A 19848-nucleotide genomic window follows, 5' to 3' on the forward strand; every position below is an offset into this window, starting at 1 on the left:
GCTGGGCGGAGCACTACGGTGACCCGATTACTTCGGGGTCACCGTGGTCTCGCCGTTGACCCAGGTGATGGTGCCACCGGTGAAGTCGCTCTGCTTGCCTCCCGCGATGTCCTTCTCGTCACTGGTCGGGTAGCCGAGCGTGCCGTTGGCGCCGCCGTTGGCTTCCCACTCCTCGCGGATGTCGCCCCACACGATGTGGGCGCCGGAATCCTTGCTCCAGTAGATGGTGCCGCCGGTGAAGTCCTGGTATTCGCCGCCGTCGGGGCCGGATTCCTGCGCTTCCTCCGGTGCGCCCAGCGGGCTGCTCGCGCCCCCGACCGCCACGTATTTCTTGTACACCTCACCGGAGATGACGATGTCGCCGTTGGGCGTGGAGATGGTGGTCGAGCCACTGGCCATCGCGCTGGTGGTGGCCGCGCCGGAGGTGGTCTCGGAACCGGAGGTGGTGGTCGTCGCGCTCGCGCCGGGCGAGGAGGTGGCGCTGCCACCCGGAGATTTCATCGCGGAGGTCACCGAAGCGACCGCGTCGTTGGCCTTGTTCGTGTCGTCATCGCTGCAGCCGGCGGCGAGCAGCAGACCCGCCGCGGCCACCACCGCGGCGCTCCCGGCAACAGTACGTCGAGCGAAGTGGTTCATATCCATCCTCTCGCGAGTGGCCCCTCGGGGTACTCCCTCCAAGGCCCGGCCGACATCCGCAACGGCCCGGCGGAACAGTGTTCGCCGGGCCGTTGCTGGATTGGTGTCGGAGCGGATATTACCCACCGTTCGCGGTAATCAAACGGCAATCGGGCCGCGACGCGGCCCGATTGCCGATGGTTACGCGTTCGGTCCGTACTCCTCGAGCATCTCGGTCACCAGTGCCGCGATCGGCGAGCGCTCGCTGCGGGTGAGCGTGATGTGCGCGAAGAGCGGATGACCCTTGAGCTTCTCGATCACCGCCGCCACACCGTCGTGCCTGCCGACCCGCAGATTGTCGCGCTGGGCGACATCGTGGGTGAGCACCACCCGGGAACCCGTGCCGAGGCGGCTCAGCACCGTCAGCAGCACATTGCGCTCGAGCGACTGCGCCTCGTCGACGATCACGAACGAATCGTGCAGCGACCGGCCGCGGATGTGGGTCAGCGGCAGCACTTCGAGCATGTCGCGACTGAGCACTTCCTCGAGCACCTCACGGCTGGCCAGCCCGTCGAGCGTGTCGAAGACGGCCTGCGCCCACGGGCCCATCTTCTCGCTCTCCGAGCCCGGCAGATAGCCCAGTTCCTGCCCACCCACCGCGTACAGCGGCCGGAACACGACCACCTTGCGCTGGGTCCGGCGCTCGAGCACCGCCTCGAGTCCCGCGGTCAACGCCAGGGCCGACTTGCCGGTACCGGCACGCCCACCCATCGACACGATCCCGATGCTCTCGTCGAGCAGCAGGTCCAGGGCGATGCGCTGTTCGGCCGACCGCCCGTGCAGCCCGAAAGCCTCTCGCTCCCTGACCAGCTGGATCCGCTTGTCCGCGGTGACCCGGCCCAGTGCGCTCGAGCTGCTGCCGAGCAACCGAACACCGGTGTGGCACGGCAACTCTCGCGCATCGTCGAGGTCGATCACCGAATCGGCGTAGAGCTGGTCGATCTGCGCGCCCGCGACGTCGAGTTCCACCATCCCGCTCCAGCCGGAGGTCACCACGTCCTGCGCGTGGTACTCGTCGGCCGACAAGCCGACCGCGCTCGCCTTGACCCGCAGCGGGATGTCCTTGGACACCAGCACCACGTCCGCGCCCTCGGCCGAGAAGTTCAGCGCGCAGGCCAGGATGCGGGAATCGTTGGTATCGGAACGGAATCCGGCGGGCAGCACCGACGGATCGGTGTGATTGAGCTCTACCTGCAGGGTGCCGCCGTCGGTGCCGATGGGCAGCGGCTGATCGAGCCTGCCGTGCTGCACCCGCAGGTCATCGAGCATGCGCAGCGCTTCGCGGGCGAACCAGCCGAGCTCGTGGTGGTGTCGTTTCGCCTCCAGCTCGCTGATCACGACCAGTGGCAGAACCACACTGTGTTCCCCGAACCGGGTGACGGCCCAGGGATCCGACAGGAGTACGGAGGTGTCCACGACGAAAGTCTTGAGACCGGAACGTGAGGGGCGAGCCCCTTTCTTCGAGGCCGAATTGCTCGAGGCCGAGGCCGAGGCCGTGTGCATCGCCGAAGCGGAAACGGAGCGTGCAGCAGTCACGGTGGGCTCCTTATGTGTTCGCACGGCACCCGCGCGAACGATCTCGCTGGACCGGTCCGTCCTTCGTGGGCGTTCGACGCTGAGTCAACCGCCCCGAGGGCCAGGTGCCGGCCCTCTCGCACTGAGTAGCTCAGTCACGGTCAGGACCTCCCGTACGAATCACACCGACGCGACTCGCATCACCGACGCTACCGCCGAATTCGTGGCCGCGCTGCTGGACCGACACACGTGTCCGTGAATTTGTCGTTAACCGGCACTGTCGCGAAGGATCCGGCACGCCCGTGGCGCCGAGGGCTAGAGTCGATGGCATGGCCGATGACCAGGATCTGGAGAAGTTGTCGTCGAAGGAACTGCACGATCGCGCGGTGAAGACCGCCGTGCGCCACGGCGACGTGAAGTTCCTGTGGGAACTGCTGAAGTCGATTCCGGCGGCTCAGGCCGAGGCGGGCGACCTCGGCGAGAGCTCGGCCGACATCAAATACGTGGTGCCGATGCTCGACGACTACTTCCACGCGGGCGACGGAAAACTGGCCGATGTACTGCGCCCGACCTACCTGCAGTACCTGCGCGAGCGCGGATAGCTCAGCGCTTGGTGATCGCCTTCACCACGCCGACGATGGTGCCGCGCAGGACGTTTCCCTTGCTGAAGTGGTCGTCCCACAGCACGATTCGGCCCGCACGCAGTTCGAAGGTGCCGCTCACCCAGAAGCCGATGTGCACCGGGCCGAAGTGCAGGTAGTCGGTGCGGTCGGTGAGCACGATGTCGCCGTCGGCGGCGATGTGGTGTATCTCCGCGGAGAACCCGAGCTTCGGTCGATCCAGGCCGCGCAACACCGCGGCGACCCGGTTCTTGCCGCGCACGCTGGGCAGCGAGGCGTTCTTCCAGACGATCGCGGGATCGAGCAGATCCAGCGCCTCGTCGACGGCGCTGAGCTCGAGCGCGTTGAAGAATTCGCGAACGATGGTGACAGCGGGCTCCGGCAGTTCCGGCTGGTCGGTCATGCGATGAGCCTAGGGCGCGGATCGCGGTCGGGCCAGGGGTCTGTTCAGTTTCGCCGCTCGATCAGGACAGCGAGCCCGTCGAGAATGCGGTCCACACCGAACCGGAGGGCCTCGTCGGGTCCGCCTTTGCCCGCCGCGGGCGCGGCTTCCTCGGCGAAGGCCGCCCGCACTTCGGGATAGCGGCCCGCCGCCGCGGTCATCATCTGGGCGAACTGTTCGGCGAATTGCCGCTCCCCGTCCCCGCTCATCGACGCGATCTGCTGGGCCAGGCTGCGGGCGTGGCCGTTGAGCAGCACGATCGTGTCGAGCTTCTCCGAGCCGGAGAGTCCGGTGCCCGCCAGCGCGAGGAGGGCGGCCTCGGTCCAGCCCATCTCGTTCGGGCCGAGGGGGCGCACGCCGAGGGTGAGCTCGATCGACCACGGGTGGGCCCGGTAGCGAGCGAAGAGCGAGTCGACCCAGTTCCGCAGGCCCAACCGCCAGTCCTGTTGCGCACCGGTGGGATTCGGCGGCTCCCCGATCGCCGTGTCGACCATCAGCGCGGTGAGTTGCTCCTTGCCCGGTACGTACCGGTACAGCGACATCTTGGTGAAACCGAGCCGTTCGGCCAGCCGCTGCATCGACAGCGCGGACAACCCTTCGGCGTCGACGAGCGCGATGGCCTCGGCGACGATCCCGTCGAGCGTGAGGGCGGGTTTGGGCCCGCGCTTGGGACGCTGCGTGGTTCCCCACAGCAGCTCGACCGTGGTCGGCGGCGGCATCTGCCCATCCTCTCGAGATTCACCTTGACGAGAAACTGTGTCTACCATACTCTAATCTGTATCCACCGGATACAGATTCCATCGGACACAGATTCTCGGGAGTTAGTCATGCCTACTGTTCTCATCTCCGGCGCCAGCGTCGCCGGGCCCGCCCTCGCCTACTGGCTGCACCGCTACGGCTTCGCTGTCACCGTCGTCGAACGCGCCCCCGCGCTGCGGACGGGCGGCCAGGCGGTGGATTTCAAGGGCAAGACCCACCTGACAGTGCTCGAGCGGATGGGCATCCTCGACGAGGTCCGCGCCCGGCGCACCGGCACCACCGACCTGGTCTTCACCGACGACAACGGGCGCGAACTCGGCGTGATGTCGGGGGAGTTCACCGGCGGCGACCTGGAGATCCTGCGCGGCGCCCTGGCCGAGGTCATGTACGACAAGACCGCCGACACCGTCGAATATCTCTTCGGCGACACCATCACCGACCTGCGCGACACCGGCGACGGCGTGGCCGTGCGGTTCGCGAACAACCAGCCCCGCACCTTCGACCTCGTTCTCGGCGCCGACGGAATCCATTCGCGGGTGCGGAAATTGGCGTTCGGCCCGGAGGCCGACTACGTGACCCACCTCGGCTACTACTACTGCGTCGCGGGCGCGAGCCGCTGGAGCGACGCGGCCACTCCTCGGGACAAAGCGACGGGCTCGGCCCACAACACCCCGGGCAAACTCGCCGTCGACGGCGGCCCGAAGGCTCAGCAGATGTACATGTTCGCCGCCCCCGAATTCGACTACCCCCGCAACGACGTCGCCGCCCAGCGCAGCATCATCACCGAGACCTTCGCCGACATGGCGTGGCACGCCCCCCGCATGCTCGCCGACCTCGCCGACTTCGACGACGTCTACCTCGACTCGATCAGCCAGGTCCGCATGAACGGCGCCTACACCCGCGGCCGCGTAGCGCTGGTCGGCGACGCCGCCTACGGAAACACCCTGGCGGGCTTCGGCACCGGCCTCGCCGTTGTCGGCGCCTACGTCCTCGCGGGTGAACTGGCCGCCGCCGCGGGCGACCACGTCACCGCCTTCGCCAACTACGACCGGATCATGAAGCGCTACGCCAAGATCGCGGGCAACACCAACGCGGGCCCCTTCCTCGCACCCAGAACCGCCCTGGGAATCAGGGCCCGCAACTGGTTCATCGGCTCACGCCTGTTCACCCTCATGCTGAAATACGGCGACAAGGCCGCCAACGACATCGACCTGATCGACTACCCGCAGTTCGTCGGGGTGTAGCGCTTGACTTGGAGTGCACTCCAAGTCATAGGGTCGGCCGCATGAGCATTCGACTCGGTTATCAGATGCCCACCTTCAGCAACACGTCGTCGGTGCGTGAGCTGTTTCCCACGGTGATCGCGCAGGCCAGGGAGGCGGAGAGCGCGGGGTTCGACGCCGCGTTCGTGATGGATCACTTCTATCAGCTGCCGTTGATCGGCGAACCCCAGGAGCCGATGCTCGAGGCCTACTCGGCGCTGTCCGGTCTGGCCACCACGACCGAACGAATTCAGTTGTCGGCCTTGGTCACCGGCAATACCTATCGCAATCCCGCGCTGCTGGCCAAGACCGTCACCACGCTCGACGTGGTGAGCGGCGGCCGGGCGGTACTCGGCATCGGAGCGGGCTGGTTCGAGCTGGAGCATCAGCAGTACGGGTTCGAATTCGGCACCTTCACCGAGCGGTTCGAGCGGCTCGACGAGGCGTTGCACATCATCACCCCGATGCTGCGCGGGCAGCACTCCACCTTCGACGGCACCTGGTATCACACCGAGAACGCCATCAACGAGCCACGTATCCGGGACGACCTGCCGATTCTGCTCGGCGGTGGCGGGGAGAAGAAGACCTTCGGCCTCGCGGCGCGGTTCGCCGACCATCTCAACATCATCTGCAACGCGTCCGAACTGCCACGCAAACTCGACGCGCTGCGCCAACGGTGCGATGAGGCGGGCCGCGACCCGGCCACCCTCGAGACCAGCTTCCTCGCCTTCGTGATCGCCGACGAAGACGGTGACCGCGCTCGAAAGCTCCAGTCCGACATGCTCGCCCGCCTCGGCATCGACCTGTCCACGCTGACCGACGCCGAACGGCTGGCCGGCATCACCGATCGCCAATTCGTGGGCACCCCGGACGAAGTCGCCGAACAGGTGCGGGCGCGCGTGCTCGATCACGGCATCGACGGCGTCATCGTCAATATGGTCACCAACGGCCACGAGCCGGGCGCCGTCGATCAGGTCGGGCGCGCCCTCGGTCCGCTGGTGCGCTGAGCTCACCAGGACGCGAAGTGGTCCTCGCCTCGTTGCCGGATCTGTTGACGGCGGCGGAAGAAGACTTCTTCGGGAGTGACGGTGGTGAGGGCGTCGGTGATCCGGCTCAGGCGGGTGTCGTAGCGGTTCTCGTGGATGTGGCGTTCGATGCCCGCTTGCCATTCGGGAGAAAGGCGCGACCAGATCGCGGCGACCCTGGACTGGGCGGCGGGTTCGGATTCGGCGAGTAGTTGCAGGAGCGCGGGCCAGTAGGTGGCGTCGGTAGCGTGCGCGGGCAGCGCGGCGACCGAGGTCTCGTCGAGTTCGGCGAGGGTGGCGGCGATGTGGCGGCGGGCCCGTTCGCTCAGCCGGGCGGACAGGGCGAACAACCCGCGCCACGGATCGGCTTCGTCCTTGCCGTCCAGCGAGCGAACCAGCGCGCCGAGCACGTCGGTGTCGGCGAATTGCGGATTCGTCGACAAAGCCCACAGGGCAACAGGATTCAGTCGGCCGATGACGGTGAGCAATGCGGGCGAGGCGTTCCGGTTGACCGCGGTGAGCAGGAATCGGCCCACCTCGTGCGCGGTGCCACGACCGAAGAAGATGTCGCCGAGGGCCGCCGCGACATCGGGGGCGACCTTGCACAACAGCGCGAGCATCGCATGGTGCAGGGTGGGCGGGCCGGCCAGCACGGCGTGGAGCATGCCCGGCACCCGCTGACGCGGGCCCGCCAGCAACTGCCGCATGATCCGGCTCAGGGTGTGCGCCGGGTAGGCGTAGGCAGCGGTGTACACCAGGCCCGCGTCATCGAGGACGGTCTGCTCCAATGCCGCGATCAGCGGCTCGTTCGCCACCGCCAGGAACCGCGCCGCCGTCACGTAGTCGCGGCGGCGCAGTAGCTCGTCGATGATGCGGGTGATCGACTTCGGCCTGCCGTATCGCATCAGCTGTTCGAAGACGTTCGGGTCGAGGTAGGGCGCTCCGTCGGCCGCGTAGACGGCGTCGACCATGCACAGCGCCTGCGCGCATTTGTGCGGATGGTCGACACCGACCGCACCGAGGAATCGAGCGGCGAGCACCGGCGGCACCACTCGCTCGAAGAGCGCGACGCCAGGACCCACCGGGAATATCGGCACCAGCAGGCTGACCCGCCGGAAGGTGTCCGCGTGCTCGGCGTGCAGTGCGCGCAGGATCTGCTGCTGTATCGCCGACAGGTGCACCGCGCCGAGCCGGGCCAGCGGTGCGAGGTGTTGCGGCGGCACCTGCAGCGTGCGCGCCAAGACCACGAGCTGAGTCTGCGCTTCGAGTTCGGTTTCGATCATCAGCTACCGAAGAGGACCTTGCGCGAGACCTTCCGCAGCGGAGCCGGCATCGCGGTGAGCGCGGCGTTGATGGCCCGGCGCAGCGCCCGCGCCTCGTTGGCCTTCGCGGCCTGGAACAGTTCGATCAGCTCCCTGGCCTCGGCCTCGGAGAGCAACTCGAACGCATGCACCTCCCCGCCGACCTCACGCGCCAGCGCACGTCGATATTCCATGCGGACTGACCATGCCCTATTCCATCAGCCACGTACGCGATTCACCGGAACTTTGTATTTTCCGACAATCACAGTCCGCAACATCTGTCGCCACGACATGCTGCAGAGAAAAGACAACCCCCAGCCCGGCGCGGGCTGGGGGTGTCGGGCAACGGTTTTCGGCTCAGCCGAGCAGGCGCCAGTCTTCGAGGCCCTGGTAGAGCGGAACGCTCTGCGCCAACTTGGACACCCGGCCACGCAAAGTGTCGGTATCGGAGGTGCCCGCCAGGGCGGCCGCGATGATGTCGGCGACCTCGGTGAACTCGGTGTCGCCGAAACCACGGGTAGCCAGCGCGGCCGTGCCGATGCGCAGGCCCGAGGTGACCATCGGCGGACGCGGGTCGAACGGGACCGCGTTGCGGTTGACCGTGATACCGACCTCGTGCAGAACATCCTCGGCCTGCTGACCGTCGAGTTCGGAATTACGCAGATCGACCAGGACCAGATGCACATCCGTACCGCCGGTCAGGACCGAGATGCCCTTGTCCTTCACATCGGCGCCGGTCAAACGCTCGGCCAGGATCCGCGAACCCGACAGGGTACGAACCTGACGGTCAGCGAACTCCTCGGTCGCGGCGATCTTGAACGCGGCGGCCTTGGCCGCGATCACATGCATGAGCGGACCACCCTGCTGACCCGGGAACACCGCGGAGTTCAGCTTCTTGGCGAACTCCTGCTTGGCCAGGATCAGACCCGAACGCGGCCCACCCAGAGTCTTGTGCACGGTGGAGGACACCACATCGGCATAGGGCACCGGCGAGGGGTGCAGACCCGCGGCGACCAGACCGGCGAAATGAGCCATGTCGACCCACAGGTACGCGCCGACCTCGTCGGCGATCTCACGGAAACGCGCGAAGTCCTGATGACGCGGGTAGGCCGACCACCCCGCCACGATCACCTTCGGCTTCGCCTTGAGTGCGATGTCGCGCACCTCGTCCATATCGATACGGTGATCTTCCTTGGACACACCGTAGGAATGAACGTCGTAGAGCTTGCCCGAGAAATTCAGGCGCATGCCGTGGGTGAGGTGACCGCCGTGCGCGAGGTCCAGACCCAGCAGGGTCTCGCCCGGGTTCATCAACGCCATCAGCACCGCGGCGTTGGCCTGGGCACCGGAGTGGGGCTGTACGTTGGCGAACTCGGCGCCGAACAGCTCCTTGGCACGATCACGAGCCAGAGTCTCGACCACGTCGACGGCCTCGCAGCCGCCGTAGTAGCGGCGGCCCGGGTAGCCCTCGGCGTACTTGTTCGTCAGGACCGAGCCCTGCGCCTGCAGGACCGCGCGGGGCACGAAGTTCTCCGAGGCGATCATCTCGAGGGTGTCGCGTTCGCGGGCGAGCTCGCCCGCCATCGCGGCGGCCAACTCGGGATCGAGCTCACCGAGAGACTGGGTATTCACCGAAGCGGTCGTCTGCGTCACGCCGTCGAGTCTATTGCCGTCGGTGTGCGGGCCGAGCACGGGGATGCCGCAACACCGTCACAGCCACCGTCGGGGAGACCGGGGTCACAGCCTGCCTGACCAGGTTCGATACCCCGCGAACTCGCGAACTCGCTGTTCAACCCCGGCAGTCGCGCCCTCACCCGGCGGCGACACCCATCCGCCGGATCGCCCCCGGGGTCAGCGGTTCGTCGAGCAGACGCCCGAACCGCTCGACCCGATCCTGGTCGCCGACCGCGCCGTCGAGCCATCCACCGAGCAGCCGGTAACCCTCCACATAGGTGCTGATGTAGGCCCGCCACAGCGGCGAGGACAGAAAACGCAGCGACTGACGCGCCCGTTCCGGCGTCGCCAGAATCCACCGCTGCAGGAACAGCGCCACCTCGTCCTCGCCGCGATGCTGATCGTGCAGCAGCAACGCGGCGTCCTGACGCACGTTCAGCAATTTCGCCGACGCGGTCGAGAAGCGTTCGGCCCGTTCACCGTCGAAACGAAGGCCGAGGTCGGCGTAGATCTCCTGTGCCCACACACCCCAGCCGGGCCCGACGATCGAGCGCAGGGCCAGATCGGCCAGCCCCTCGGCCATCAGGCACTGCGGGGTGTTCACCAGGAACAGTGTCTGCTCGTCCTCGCCCGCCGCGACCAGTCCCGCCTCCTTGCGGCAGTGCTCGGTGTGATGACCGGGGTAGGCCTCGTGCGCGATGAGCGCGGGCAGATTGCCCATGTGCTGTTTGAGATCGGAGTTGATCGCGACCGTCGAGGCGAAATCGCCCAGGTAGTAGTTGAAGCCGGACCACGGCTTGTCACCGACGACCTCGTAGGTGACGTGTTCGTTGTCGGGCAGCGGATAGCGTTCGCGCACCCGCTCGCGCAGCGCGCTGGAGAACGCTTCCACACAGGCGGCGAGTTTTTCCGGGGGGATCTCGTCACCACGACGGTAGGCGGCCGCTCGTTCGGCCAGCGGGCCGTCGCCGCCGAGTACCTCGTCCATCTGCCGGTGCGCTTCGCGGTAGTCGTCGGGGTCGCCGGGGGCGATGTCGACGTCGAAGTAGGCGCGGACCTCGTCGACGAAGCCGATCTGCTCGCCGGCGAACTTGCGGGCCGAGCATTCCATCGCCACCAGGTGGGCGTCGAGGAATTCGGTGCGCGCGGCCGAGAGCCCGGCATCGGGCAGGGCGACGCGCAGCTCGGCGGCGCGCCGGGCCAGCTCGGCGGGTACCGGAACGGCGGCGTTCTCGACATCGCGGCGCAATCGCGGGTCGCCGGTGTAGGCGTCGACGAAGCCCTCTTCGAGGCGATCGAAAGCCAAACCCAGGCGCAGGTATTCGGTGACAAGTGGATGTGACCCCATCCGCCCGACCTTACGTGGTCGGCCGGGAAATGGCGTCTTACCTCGGCGTTATCACTGGTTACCGACCAGTAGGCAAACCCCCTGTTGCGCACGGACGGCGAGCACGGAGCACAATCTCGCTATGCGGTCAGAGTTATCCCGGATCTCACCAGACGGGCAGCCAAGCTGTGCGGATGCGCCTGGACGGAGGGTCGGGTAGGTGGCACGGATGAGCGAACCGAGCCCCTATGTGGAGTTCGATCGAAGCCAGTGGCGCACGCTGCGCAAGTCGACTCCCCTGGTACTGACCGAGGACGAGCTCACCGGCCTGCGCGGCCTGGGCGAGCAGATCGACCTCGACGAGGTGGCCGAGGTCTACCTGCCGCTGGCCCGATTGATCCACCTCCAGGTCGCCGCCCGGCAGCGGCTGTTCGCCGCCACCGCCACCTTCCTCGGCGAGAAGCATCCCGACAAGCAGGTGCCGTTCGTGATCGGGGTCGCGGGCAGTGTCGCGGTGGGCAAGTCCACCACCGCGCGCGTGCTGCAGGCCCTGCTGGCCCGCTGGGATCACCATCCCCGGGTCGATCTGGTGACCACCGACGGATTCCTTTATCCCACAGCCGAACTCATTCGTCGCGGCATCATGCACCGCAAGGGTTTCCCGGAGAGCTACGACCGGCGCAAGCTGCTGCGGTTCGTCACCGAGGTGAAGTCGGGCGCCGAAGAGGTGTGCGCGCCGGTGTATTCACACAAGTCCTACGACATCGTGCCCGACGAGAAGCACTGTGTCCGTCAGCCCGACATCCTGATCGTCGAGGGCCTGAACGTACTGCAGACGGGTCCGCGCCTGATGGTGTCGGACCTGTTCGACTTCTCCATCTATGTCGACGCCCGCATCGAGGACATCGAGAACTGGTACGTGCAGCGCTTTCTCGCGTTGCGCAAGACCGGTTTCGCCGACCCCGATGCGCACTTCCACCACTACGCGGCATTCGACGACAACCAGGCCACCGCCGCCGCCCGCGAAATCTGGCACTCCACCAACCGGCCCAACCTGGTGGAGAACATCCTGCCGACGCGCCCCCGCGCGACCCTGGTGTTGCGCAAGGACGCCGACCACACGATCAACAGGCTACGGCTGCGCAAACTCTGATCGGCTCGCGCGTCGACACCGCTCAGCCGGTGGCCGTCGGCGAGCCCAACGAGACCACCTGCGTCGCCACTTCCGTACTGTCCTCGCCCTGGTGGACGACCAAGACCCCGTGCGGGGTGCCGCGCGCGTCGGTGGGCTCACCGGCCACCACCTCGAGCATCGGCTCCTGCGCCTGTTTGCGCGGGAGCATGTCGACCACCGGGTACTCCCCGACCGGCGCCCACCCCTGCGCCGCCAACTGCATCCGGTCGACCATGCTCGGCGCGCCCGCGACATCGGCCCACTTGCGGGTGGCGATCGTAATCGAACCGTCGGCGGTCCAGCGCGGGCTGTAGGCCGCCGAGCACTCACCCGGCAGAGTCGGCATGGACCGGGCGCCGTTGGTGGTGGCGTCGATGGTCGCCACATTGGCGCTGCCGCAGGTCGCGCTGCGCGCGGTGGTCCCGGCCAGCACGAAGGTGTGCCCATCGGGTCCGGCGGCGGCCGACAGTCCGGCGTCGATGCCGGGCACGCGACCCAGCGGCAGGATGGCATCGGCGCCGATCGCGTAGAGGTGACTCTTCTCCCACCACAGCCCGCGCGACTCCACCCGGGCCAGCAGCACGAACTCGTCGGTGGCCGCCACCAGTTCGGCGCCGCCCCACCCACCACCGGTGAGCGGACTCGGCGAGTCCGGCAGGACGATCTCGCGCTCGGGCGCGGCGGGCTCGGAACCGGCCAGGTCCATGCTCATGATCTCGCCCGGCTCCCGCCACCAGCCGACCACCGAACCGCGCAACGCCACCGCGTTGACGCAGTCACACGGTATGCGGGTCACCGACCGGTCGCGCACACCCAACGCGACCAACGTCTTGCTGCTGCTCTCCACCGCGAAGGCGTAGTGCCCGTCCCTGGTGAACGCCACCGCGGCCGACGAATAACCGAAACTGCCCGGCGCCCGCACGGTTTCGCCGCCGCGCACCACCGCCAGCTCGGCGTCGGTGCGATAGGCGAACACCGGGCCCCCGGCGGCCTGCTGCTCCTCGGCGGGCGTCAGTCGTGGCGGCGCGGGCTGGTCCACCCCACCGCAGCCCGCGACGACCGCCGCCGCGCCGAGCACCGCGATCCGCGCCCGCCATCCGCTCGCCTTCGTCGCAATTCCCACAGCTCACACCCCTGCAATGTGTCGTCGGGATCGGTCTCGCGCAGAGCCTAGTAGACACAGTCACCGCAGCCGCCCGACACGACCGCAGCGATCGCGCGGGTACGCCCGGTCGGGATCGGGCCTGCTCCGCTACAACTTCCAGGCCGCGTCGAGCCTGGTCGCCACGTCGATATCGCGGACCGCCGCGATCTCGGGCTTGCGAATCTCCTGCGCGACATACCGGGCGACGAACCGGCGGATCTCGTGGTCGACGCTGGCCAGCACCCGCAGCAACTCACCGCGCTTGGAGCTGGCGGCGACATTGACCCGCACATCACCCGGACGCGGCTCGGCGATATCGATGACCACCCGCAGCGGGTCGGCGGTGCGCGCGGTGAGATGCAGATGCACGGCGCCGTCGACCCGGAAAAGCGACCGGTCGACCGCCAGGTCGAGCACCAGATCCACGTGCAGCGGGATGGTCAGCTCGAACGAGATGAACGCGTCGACGAAACGCACGATACGTGGCTGTCCGAGCTCCACCTGCGCGGTGACCTTCGCCAGCCGACCCGGCCCCACCCCGATCGGTCCGAAATCGAAAGCGGCCCCGGTGAGTTGACCGAACGCGTCGGCGATGCGCTGTTCGGAAACGGCGTATTCCAGGAAACGCCTGCCGAATTCCTCATAGCTGATGTAAGAAGGCTGTTCGGTTTCCACTGACGGCAGAGTACGCGACCGCTCCAGCAGAACAGGCCATCAAACGCCGAAACGGCGGTGCCGCGCGGCGTAATCCCGCAGTGCGCGCAGGAAATCGACACGCCGGAACTCGGGCCAATACGCCTCGGTGAACCAGATCTCCGAATAGGCGCTCTGCCACAGCAGGAACCCCGAAAGTCGTTGCTCACCAGAGGTTCTGATCACCAGATCCGGGTCGGGCTGACCGGAGGTGTAAAGATGCTGGCCGATCGCGTCGACTGTGATCGACTGGACCAGATCCTCACCCGACTCGCCCGCGGCGATCTCCTGGCGCACCAGCGAGCGCACCGCGTCGGTGATCTCCTGGCGTCCGCCATAGCCCACCGCGACATTCACATGCACGCCGTCGCGCCCGCTCGTGCGCTCGGCGGCCACCCGCAGACGTTTGGCGATCAGCTCGGGGAAACCCTCGAGCGACCCGACGATCCGCACGCTCCAGTTCTGCTCCGGAGCGGACAGTTCCTCGACGACATCGGTGATGACCTCGAACAGGGTCTCCAGCTCGTCGGGATCACGGCGCAGATTCTCGGTGGAGAGCAGATACACGGTGACCATCTCGATGCCCTCGTCGGAACACCAGCCGACGAGCTCGGCGATCTTCAGCGCGCCGACGCGATGTCCGTGGCTCACATCGGTGAACCCGTTCTCGCGCGCCCAGCGTCGATTACCGTCGCACATGACGGCGACGTGGCGAGGGTGCTGCTTGTCAGTCAGCTGCTGCGACAGCCTGGCTTCGTAGATGCGGTACGGCAATCCACGCACCCGACCAAGAAACTCCACGCCCGCACCCTACGCTTGCCCGCCTCCCCGAGTATTTTGCCGGTCGCGAGTAGGCCGCGAGTCGCGTGCCGGGCCGGCGGTGAGGGCGGGGTCGGGTTGTGGGGTGGTTGGGGAGTTACCCATGTTCTCGCGAGATCAGTTGGTCGGGTTTTTGTGTGGCCAGGGGCACGTTTGTGGTGTTGATACGGGGATTTGACGTACGGTTGGGCACGTAACCTACGGTACCGTAGGTTTTGGCGCGGGAGGATTCGTGGACGACGTTCTGGCTGAGATCGCCACTGTGGTGAAGCCGCGGTTTCGGGGGTGGATTCATACGTGGGCGGTGGGGGTCGCCGCTGTCGCGGTGACGGTGCTCGTGGTGTTCGGGTTTCGGACCTCGTTGACGGCCGGGTGGTCGACGTTGCTCTATGGCATCTCGGTGTGTGCGCTGTTCGGGGTCAGCGCGGTGTATCACCGGGTTACCTGGGCCAGTGTGCGGACGCGGGTGCGGATGAAGCGGGCCGATCATTCGATGATCTTCCTGTTCATCGCGGGGAGTTACACGCCGTTCGCGCTGCTCGGGTTGCCCGGGCGGACCGGGCAGATCCTGCTGGTCGTGGTGTGGGCGGGGGCCATCGCCGGGGTCGCGTTGAAACTGTTGTGGCCGACCGCGCCCGCGTGGGTGGGGGTGCCGCTGTATCTGCTGCTGGGGTGGGCGATCGTGCCGGTGGCGCCCGAGCTGCTGCGCAACGTGGGCGTGGCGCCGCTGGTGCTGCTCGCGATCGGGGGCGTGATCTACAGCGTGGGGGCTGTCCTCTACGCGACCAAGTGGCCCAACCCGTGGCCCGACTTCGGGCACCACGAGTTCTTCCACGCCGCGACGGTGGTCGCGGCGCTGTGTCACTACATCGCGATCTGGCTGGTCGTGCTCGGCTGAACGGCGCGTGCGCGCGGCGTCCACCCGCCCGCCTTCTATGCTCGGTAGTCGTGTCACCCGTCAGCGCAACTAGTGATGCCCGGGCGTCCTCGGGCGCCGCGAACGGGCGTGCGCGGTGAACCGGCTGGTCCGGTGGGCGCTACGGTCCTATTGGGGACTCGCGCTGGTGGTCATCACCGCCAATTTGGTCGGGGTCACGGCCATCTTCCTGATCAGCTGGGCCGGTGGCGTCTTCAGCCGGATCGGCGACGACTGGCGTGACGCGGCGCTGCTGATCCTGATCTATCCGACACTCGCCTTCACCCTGGGAATCGGGATCGCGCTCTACGACCGGCGCCGATACATGCGCTGGCTCGACGACAACCGCAAACCGACGCCGGAGGAAGCGCGAGTCCTGATCCGGCTGCCCGCCGCGATCACCGTGCGCGCGATCATCCTGTGGACACCGGGCGTCGCGTTGACCGTGTGGCTCGTCGACCGGTTCACCGACTATCACAACATCACCGTGTTGGTGGCCGGGTTCGCTCTCGGCGGGCTGGAAGCGGCGGGCGCGGTCTATTTGATCCTGGACCGCCTGATCCGCCCCGCGGTGCCGATCATCACCGCGGTGCTCGGGCCGACCGTGCATCCCAGCTCGACCGTGCTGGTGCGCGTGCTCGTCACCTGGGCGGTCTCGGGTGCGCTGCCGGGGCTGATCATCATCGTCGTCCTCACCGACAGCAGCACCCCGGCCTCCGATCGGGTGCGCGCGGCGTGGCTGTTCTCGATCGTCGCGCTCGGTGTCGGCGCCCTCGCCACCGCACTGCTCGCGCGCTCGGTGGCCACCCCGATGCGCACGATGTACCGGGCGCTGGACCGGATCACCCGCGGCGAACTCGACGTGCGGGTGCCCGTCGGCAGCGCGAGCGAGATCGGCCGCCTCGAACAGTCCGTCAACGAACTCGCCGCCACCCTGCGCGACCAGATGCACACCGAGGACGTCTTCGGCAGACATGTCGGCTCCACGGTGGCCGAACGCGCGCTGTCGGGCAGCAGCGACCTCACCGGTGATGTGCGGATCGTCTCGGCGCTGTTCGTCGACGTCACCGGATCGGTGCAGCTCTCGGCCGAAATGGCCCCCGAGGACTTCGTCCACAAACTCAACCGGCTGCTCGCCACCGTCGTAGCGGCCACCGAGGACAACGGCGGCCTGGTGAACAAATTCGCCGGCGACGCCGCCCTGTGCATCTTCGGCGCCCCCTCCGCCCTCCAGGACAACGCCACCCCGGCCCTGCGCGCGGCCCGCCGCATCCGCGACGAAGTCGTGGCCACCGGCGAACTCGACGTGGGCATCGGCGTCGCCCGCGGCCAGGTTTTCGCGGGCGACGTAGGCGCCGACACCCGCCTCGAATTCACCGTCATCGGCGACGCGGTCAACGCGGCCGCCCGCCTCACGACGGTGGCGAAAGAAGCGCCGCGGCGCGTCCTGGTGAGCGACTCGGTCTGGCAGGCCGCGACCCCAGCCGAACGCGCCAAGTGGAAGCGCTACAAGGACTTACGCCTGCGCGGTATCCCCGGCCGCACCCGGACCTGGACCGACATCGCACCGAGAAAGTGAGATGCCGGGTCGTCAGCGCAACAGCGAAGCGGTGAGGGCGTCGGGATCGGTGACCGGGAGATCGCAGACCGAGCCTCGGCAGACGTACGCGGCGGGTGCGCCGCCGACGAGGGGTCGGTCGGTGAGCAGCGCGGTGGTGTTCGGCGGGGCGGCCAGGATGATCGAGCCGCCCGGTGCCGACGCGCGGGCCGCGGCCAGCAGTTCCATGGTGGTGGCGGATTTCTCGGTGGCGGCGATCGCCACCTGGTAGGGGCCGCGGACGGCGGCTTCGGCGACGGAGAGCCAGTTGCCCGCGGTCCGGGGCGCACGGGCCAGCAGGATCGCGCCGAGGGCGAGGGTCTGGTCGGCGAGTTCGCGGTAGCGCAGAGCGCGGTCGGGCTCGGCGACCGCCGAGGCGGTGAGCAGAGCTTCGGCCAAGGCCGAGGCGCCGGAGGGGGTAGCGCCGTCGACGGGGTCGCGGGGGCGAGCCACCAGTGTCTCGGCGTCGTCGGAGGTGTCGAACCAGCTGCCGGGACGGTCGGGGTCGGCGAAGTGCTCGATCGTGTTGTCCAGCAACAGTTGCGCGGCGGCGAGCCAGTCGGGTTCGCCGGTGGCCTGATAGAGGGCGAGCAGACCGGTGACGAACCAGGCGTAGTCCTCGAGGACGCCCGGCGGGGTGCCGACGACCCCGTCGAGGGAGGCGCGGCGCAGCCTGCCCGCGACGAGGTGGACATCGAGCAGGTAGCGGGCGCAGCGCACGGCGGCGGCGACCCAGGACGGTTCTTCCAGTGCCGCACCGGATTCCGCGAGCGCGGTGATGGCCATGCCGTTCCAGGCGGTGACCACCTTGTCGTCGCGGGCGGGCTGGGGGCGCTGGGCGCGAGCCTCGAAGAGCTGGGCGCGCAACCGATCCAACCGCGATGACTGTTCGGCGTCGACGGGATCGCTGCGCCGGGTGAGCACCGAGGTGCCCTGTTCGAAATTGCCGCCGGTGGTCACGCCGAAAGCGTCGGCGGCCCACATGCCGTCGAGCGGGCCGAGTTCGCCGATCAACTCGGCGGGCGTCCACACATAGGTCGCGCCTTCGACCCCCGGCCCGCCCGGCTCGAGGTGGGTGTCGGCGTCGAGAGCGGAGGCGAAACCGCCCTGCGCCGTGCCGAGATCGCCGAGCAGGAACTCGACCGTTTCCCGAGTTACCCTGTGCGGCAACGACTCCAGTGTGGTAGTCGGTGCCCGACGCGAGAGATGGGCGTACGCGCGCAGCAGCAGGGCGTTGTCGTAGAGCATCTTCTCGAAGTGCGGCACGAGCCATCCGGCGTCGACCGAGTAGCGCGCGAACCCGCCGCGCAGCTGGTCGTAGATCCCGCCACGCGCCATCGCCTCGGCCGTGCGCTCGACCACATCGAACACCGCCTGGTCGCCGGTGCGCTCCCAGTGCCGCAACAGTCCTTCCAGCAATGCCGACGGTGGAAACTTCGGTGCCCCACCGAATCCCCCGTTCGTGGCGTCCTCGTCGGCGAGGATCGTGGGCACGGCCCGGTCGAGAAGATCAGGGGCGATAGTGAATTCGGCGGCGGGCAGTCCCGACGCCTGAGCCCGCAGCGCCTCGGTGACCTGCCGGGCGGCCTTGTCCACGTCGTCGCGCCGATCGCGCCAGGTCTCGGTCACCGCACTGAGCAACTGCGTGAACGAGGGCATGCCGCCGCGCGGCTGCTTCGGGTAGTAGGTACCGCAGTAGAACGGCGCGCCGTCGGGCGCGAGGAAGCACGTCATCGGCCAGCCACCCTGCCCGGTCATGGCCACGGTGGCGTTCATGTACACCGCGTCGAGGTCGGGGCGCTCCTCCCGATCCACCTTCACGCAGACGAAGTCGGCGTTCATCTGCTCGGCCGTGGCGAGGTCTTCGAAGGACTCGTGAGCCATCACATGACACCAGTGGCAGCTCGCGTACCCGATCGAGAGCAGAATCGGCACATTCCGCTCGGCGGCCTCGGCTAACGCGTCGGCATCCCACTCCCGCCAGTGGACGGGGTTGTCGGCGTGTTGACGCAGATAGGGCGAGGTCGCACCGGCCAATCGGTTCACAGTTCCACCCTGCCACACGCGATGCGCACAGGTCGCGTGCCCAGTGTCGGGTTCGCCACCCTTTCCGCGTCAGCGGATCATTCAGCCGGGGCCTCGGCGCGGCGACCAGCGAGGGTCGGCAGGCCTGTCTCAGCTCAGAGCGCGACGATCTCGAGCATTGATTCCAAGCCCTTGAAGTCCGCCGCGTTGCGCGTATACAGCGGCAGATCGTTGGCGGAGGCGATCGCGGCGATCAGTAGATCCATCCGTCGCGGACGCGGGTCGCGTCCAGCGGCGATCGTCAGAGCGACCAGGGTTCCGTACCGCGTCGCGGCGGCCTCGTCGAAAGGCATCGGGTCGAATTCCATTATCGCCGCGCCGAGTTGCTCGGAGCGCTCCGCACGGGCGACCGGGTTCTTTGCCATCGCGACGCCTTGATTCAGCTCTGCCAGCGTGATTGCGGTGATCTCGGGTATCTCCGGCAAATCCTGTGGGTCGAGCTCGTACAGATCGATGTAGGTGCAGGTATCCAGAACTCCAACGGGATGACGGCTGCTCACCGTCCACCCCATGGGTCGTCGTCGCCGATCCGATCTTCCGAACCGAAGTACTCGTCCGCCTCCTGACGCATCTGCGCGTAGTCCACGCGCGGCAACGCACGATGGCGCGCAACCAACTCTGCGGCACTATGCCTGCGCCGACGGCTCACCGGTCGAACCTCCGCGATCACGACGCCATTGCGTGTGACCCGGATGGTCTCGCCCGCCTCCACCGCGTCCATGACCGCCGCCGAATTGTTCCGCAGTTCGCGCTGGCTGATCTGCCTCATGTCCACCAGCGTAGCCCTATGCGCTACATTGCGCTACAGGCGGGCGTACAC

Annotated in this window: 20 protein-coding genes; 6 read left to right on the forward strand and 14 right to left on the reverse strand. The window is 67.8% G+C overall.

Features of this window, described 5'->3' with window-relative positions; translation table 11 throughout:
* Nucleotides 1-27: 27 nt before the first annotated feature.
* Nucleotides 28-636, reverse strand: a complete 609-nt coding sequence (locus NA12_RS16565) for an LGFP repeat-containing protein (RefSeq protein WP_067451709.1) — start codon at nt 634-636, stop codon at nt 28-30.
* A gap of 180 nt (nt 637-816) precedes the next feature.
* On the reverse strand, nt 817-2178 hold the full coding sequence (gene phoH2 / locus NA12_RS16570) for an RNA 5'-3' helicase PhoH2 (protein WP_371856003.1): 1362 nt from the start codon (nt 2176-2178) through the stop codon (nt 817-819).
* Nucleotides 2179-2519: 341 nt separating this feature from the next.
* Between phoH2 and NA12_RS16575 the strand changes: the two genes are divergently transcribed.
* A complete protein-coding gene (locus tag NA12_RS16575) occupies nt 2520-2792 on the forward strand; it encodes a hypothetical protein (RefSeq protein ID WP_067451338.1) in 273 nt (90 codons plus the stop codon).
* A 1-nt stretch (nt 2793) separates the two neighbouring features.
* Here the strand turns inward: NA12_RS16575 and NA12_RS16580 are convergent, their stop codons facing one another.
* Together NA12_RS16580 and NA12_RS16585 are read right to left on the reverse strand one after the other, a co-directional pair.
* A complete protein-coding gene (locus tag NA12_RS16580; RefSeq protein WP_067451341.1) occupies nt 2794-3213 on the reverse strand; it encodes a limonene-1,2-epoxide hydrolase family protein in 420 nt (139 codons plus the stop codon).
* A gap of 44 nt (nt 3214-3257) precedes the next feature.
* Complete coding sequence (locus tag NA12_RS16585) at nt 3258-3971, reverse strand: TetR/AcrR family transcriptional regulator (RefSeq protein ID WP_067451345.1); 714 nt, start codon at nt 3969-3971, stop codon at nt 3258-3260.
* A 108-nt stretch (nt 3972-4079) separates the two neighbouring features.
* Here NA12_RS16585 and NA12_RS16590 point away from each other — a divergent pair, with 108 nt between their 5' ends.
* Together NA12_RS16590 and NA12_RS16595 are read left to right on the forward strand one after the other, a co-directional pair.
* Nucleotides 4080-5255 (forward strand): FAD-dependent monooxygenase, encoded by a 1176-nt coding sequence (locus tag NA12_RS16590; protein WP_067451348.1) that lies wholly within the window; start codon nt 4080-4082, stop codon nt 5253-5255.
* 41 nt (nt 5256-5296) lie between these two features.
* Entirely contained in the window at nt 5297-6280 is a 984-nt protein-coding gene (locus NA12_RS16595; protein WP_067451351.1) for an LLM class F420-dependent oxidoreductase, read from the forward strand.
* 2 nt (nt 6281-6282) lie between these two features.
* Here the strand turns inward: NA12_RS16595 and NA12_RS16600 are convergent, their stop codons facing one another.
* From NA12_RS16600 to NA12_RS16615, 4 genes are all read right to left on the reverse strand, one after another.
* A complete protein-coding gene (locus NA12_RS16600; protein WP_067451354.1) occupies nt 6283-7581 on the reverse strand; it encodes a hypothetical protein in 1299 nt (432 codons plus the stop codon).
* Nucleotides 7581-7793 (reverse strand): hypothetical protein, encoded by a 213-nt coding sequence (locus NA12_RS16605; protein ID WP_067451357.1) that lies wholly within the window; start codon nt 7791-7793, stop codon nt 7581-7583. Before NA12_RS16605 ends, NA12_RS16600 begins: the two co-directional genes overlap by 1 nt.
* 163 nt (nt 7794-7956) lie before the next feature.
* Nucleotides 7957-9252: a serine hydroxymethyltransferase gene (gene glyA / locus NA12_RS16610; protein ID WP_067451712.1), complete on the reverse strand. Its 1296-nt coding sequence runs from the start codon at nt 9250-9252 to the stop codon at nt 7957-7959.
* Nucleotides 9253-9409: 157 nt separating this feature from the next.
* Complete coding sequence (locus tag NA12_RS16615) at nt 9410-10621, reverse strand: DUF885 domain-containing protein (protein WP_067451364.1); 1212 nt, start codon at nt 10619-10621, stop codon at nt 9410-9412.
* Between the two features lie 199 nt (nt 10622-10820).
* Here NA12_RS16615 and coaA point away from each other — a divergent pair, with 199 nt between their 5' ends.
* Nucleotides 10821-11753, forward strand: coding sequence for a type I pantothenate kinase (gene coaA, locus NA12_RS16620; protein ID WP_067451370.1), 933 nt, complete (start codon nt 10821-10823; stop codon nt 11751-11753).
* A gap of 22 nt (nt 11754-11775) precedes the next feature.
* Here coaA and NA12_RS16625 read toward each other — a convergent pair whose 3' ends face one another.
* The 3 genes from NA12_RS16625 to NA12_RS16635 all read right to left on the reverse strand — a co-directional run bounded on the left by NA12_RS16625 (nt 11776) and on the right by NA12_RS16635 (nt 14412).
* The gene (locus tag NA12_RS16625; protein ID WP_067451375.1) at nt 11776-12897 is read right to left on the reverse strand and encodes a hypothetical protein; all 1122 of its coding nucleotides are present in this window, start codon (nt 12895-12897) and stop codon (nt 11776-11778) included.
* A gap of 129 nt (nt 12898-13026) precedes the next feature.
* A complete protein-coding gene (locus NA12_RS16630) occupies nt 13027-13593 on the reverse strand; it encodes a hypothetical protein (RefSeq protein ID WP_067451381.1) in 567 nt (188 codons plus the stop codon).
* A 39-nt stretch (nt 13594-13632) separates the two neighbouring features.
* A complete protein-coding gene (locus NA12_RS16635; protein ID WP_067451385.1) occupies nt 13633-14412 on the reverse strand; it encodes an isoprenyl transferase in 780 nt (259 codons plus the stop codon).
* Nucleotides 14413-14662: 250 nt separating this feature from the next.
* On the opposite strand from NA12_RS16635, the gene trhA reads away from it, so the two are divergent.
* Entirely contained in the window at nt 14663-15328 is a 666-nt protein-coding gene (trhA, locus tag NA12_RS16640) for a PAQR family membrane homeostasis protein TrhA (protein WP_243654720.1), read from the forward strand.
* A gap of 115 nt (nt 15329-15443) precedes the next feature.
* Nucleotides 15444-16925: an adenylate/guanylate cyclase domain-containing protein gene (locus NA12_RS16645; RefSeq protein WP_067451390.1), complete on the forward strand. Its 1482-nt coding sequence runs from the start codon at nt 15444-15446 to the stop codon at nt 16923-16925.
* Between the two features lie 12 nt (nt 16926-16937).
* Here NA12_RS16645 and NA12_RS16650 read toward each other — a convergent pair whose 3' ends face one another.
* The 3 genes from NA12_RS16650 to NA12_RS16660 form a co-directional block, all read right to left on the reverse strand.
* The gene (locus NA12_RS16650) at nt 16938-18989 is read right to left on the reverse strand and encodes a thioredoxin domain-containing protein (protein ID WP_243654721.1); all 2052 of its coding nucleotides are present in this window, start codon (nt 18987-18989) and stop codon (nt 16938-16940) included.
* Between the two features lie 134 nt (nt 18990-19123).
* Nucleotides 19124-19528 (reverse strand): type II toxin-antitoxin system VapC family toxin, encoded by a 405-nt coding sequence (locus NA12_RS16655; RefSeq protein ID WP_067451718.1) that lies wholly within the window; start codon nt 19526-19528, stop codon nt 19124-19126.
* Nucleotides 19525-19797: a type II toxin-antitoxin system Phd/YefM family antitoxin gene (locus NA12_RS16660; protein ID WP_067451401.1), complete on the reverse strand. Its 273-nt coding sequence runs from the start codon at nt 19795-19797 to the stop codon at nt 19525-19527. The genes NA12_RS16655 and NA12_RS16660 overlap by 4 nt, the downstream gene beginning before the upstream one ends.
* Between the last annotated feature and the right edge of the window lie 51 nt (nt 19798-19848).

The organism is Nocardia alba NBRC 108234 (assembly GCF_001612665.1).
Classification (GTDB): Bacteria; Actinomycetota; Actinomycetes; order Mycobacteriales; family Mycobacteriaceae; genus Nocardia; species Nocardia alba.

What these genes read in the sequence shown, in the direction of transcription:
- NA12_RS16580 (WP_067451341.1), bottom strand. Translation starts at nt 3,213, where the DNA reads ATGACCGACCAGCCGGAACTGCCGGAGCCCGCTGTCACCATCGTTCGC.
- NA12_RS16660 (WP_067451401.1), bottom strand. Translation starts at nt 19,797, where the DNA reads ATGAGGCAGATCAGCCAGCGCGAACTGCGGAACAATTCGGCGGCGGTC.
- phoH2 (WP_371856003.1), bottom strand. Translation starts at nt 2,178, where the DNA reads ATGCACACGGCCTCGGCCTCGGCCTCGAGCAATTCGGCCTCGAAGAAA.
- NA12_RS16585 (WP_067451345.1), bottom strand. Translation starts at nt 3,971, where the DNA reads ATGCCGCCGCCGACCACGGTCGAGCTGCTGTGGGGAACCACGCAGCGT.
- NA12_RS16575 (WP_067451338.1), top strand. Translation starts at nt 2,520, where the DNA reads ATGGCCGATGACCAGGATCTGGAGAAGTTGTCGTCGAAGGAACTGCAC.
- NA12_RS16615 (WP_067451364.1), bottom strand. Translation starts at nt 10,621, where the DNA reads ATGGGGTCACATCCACTTGTCACCGAATACCTGCGCCTGGGTTTGGCT.
- NA12_RS16595 (WP_067451351.1), top strand. Translation starts at nt 5,297, where the DNA reads ATGAGCATTCGACTCGGTTATCAGATGCCCACCTTCAGCAACACGTCG.
- NA12_RS16565 (WP_067451709.1), bottom strand. Translation starts at nt 636, where the DNA reads ATGAACCACTTCGCTCGACGTACTGTTGCCGGGAGCGCCGCGGTGGTG.
- NA12_RS16590 (WP_067451348.1), top strand. Translation starts at nt 4,080, where the DNA reads ATGCCTACTGTTCTCATCTCCGGCGCCAGCGTCGCCGGGCCCGCCCTC.
- NA12_RS16600 (WP_067451354.1), bottom strand. Translation starts at nt 7,581, where the DNA reads ATGATCGAAACCGAACTCGAAGCGCAGACTCAGCTCGTGGTCTTGGCG.
- NA12_RS16605 (WP_067451357.1), bottom strand. Translation starts at nt 7,793, where the DNA reads ATGGAATATCGACGTGCGCTGGCGCGTGAGGTCGGCGGGGAGGTGCAT.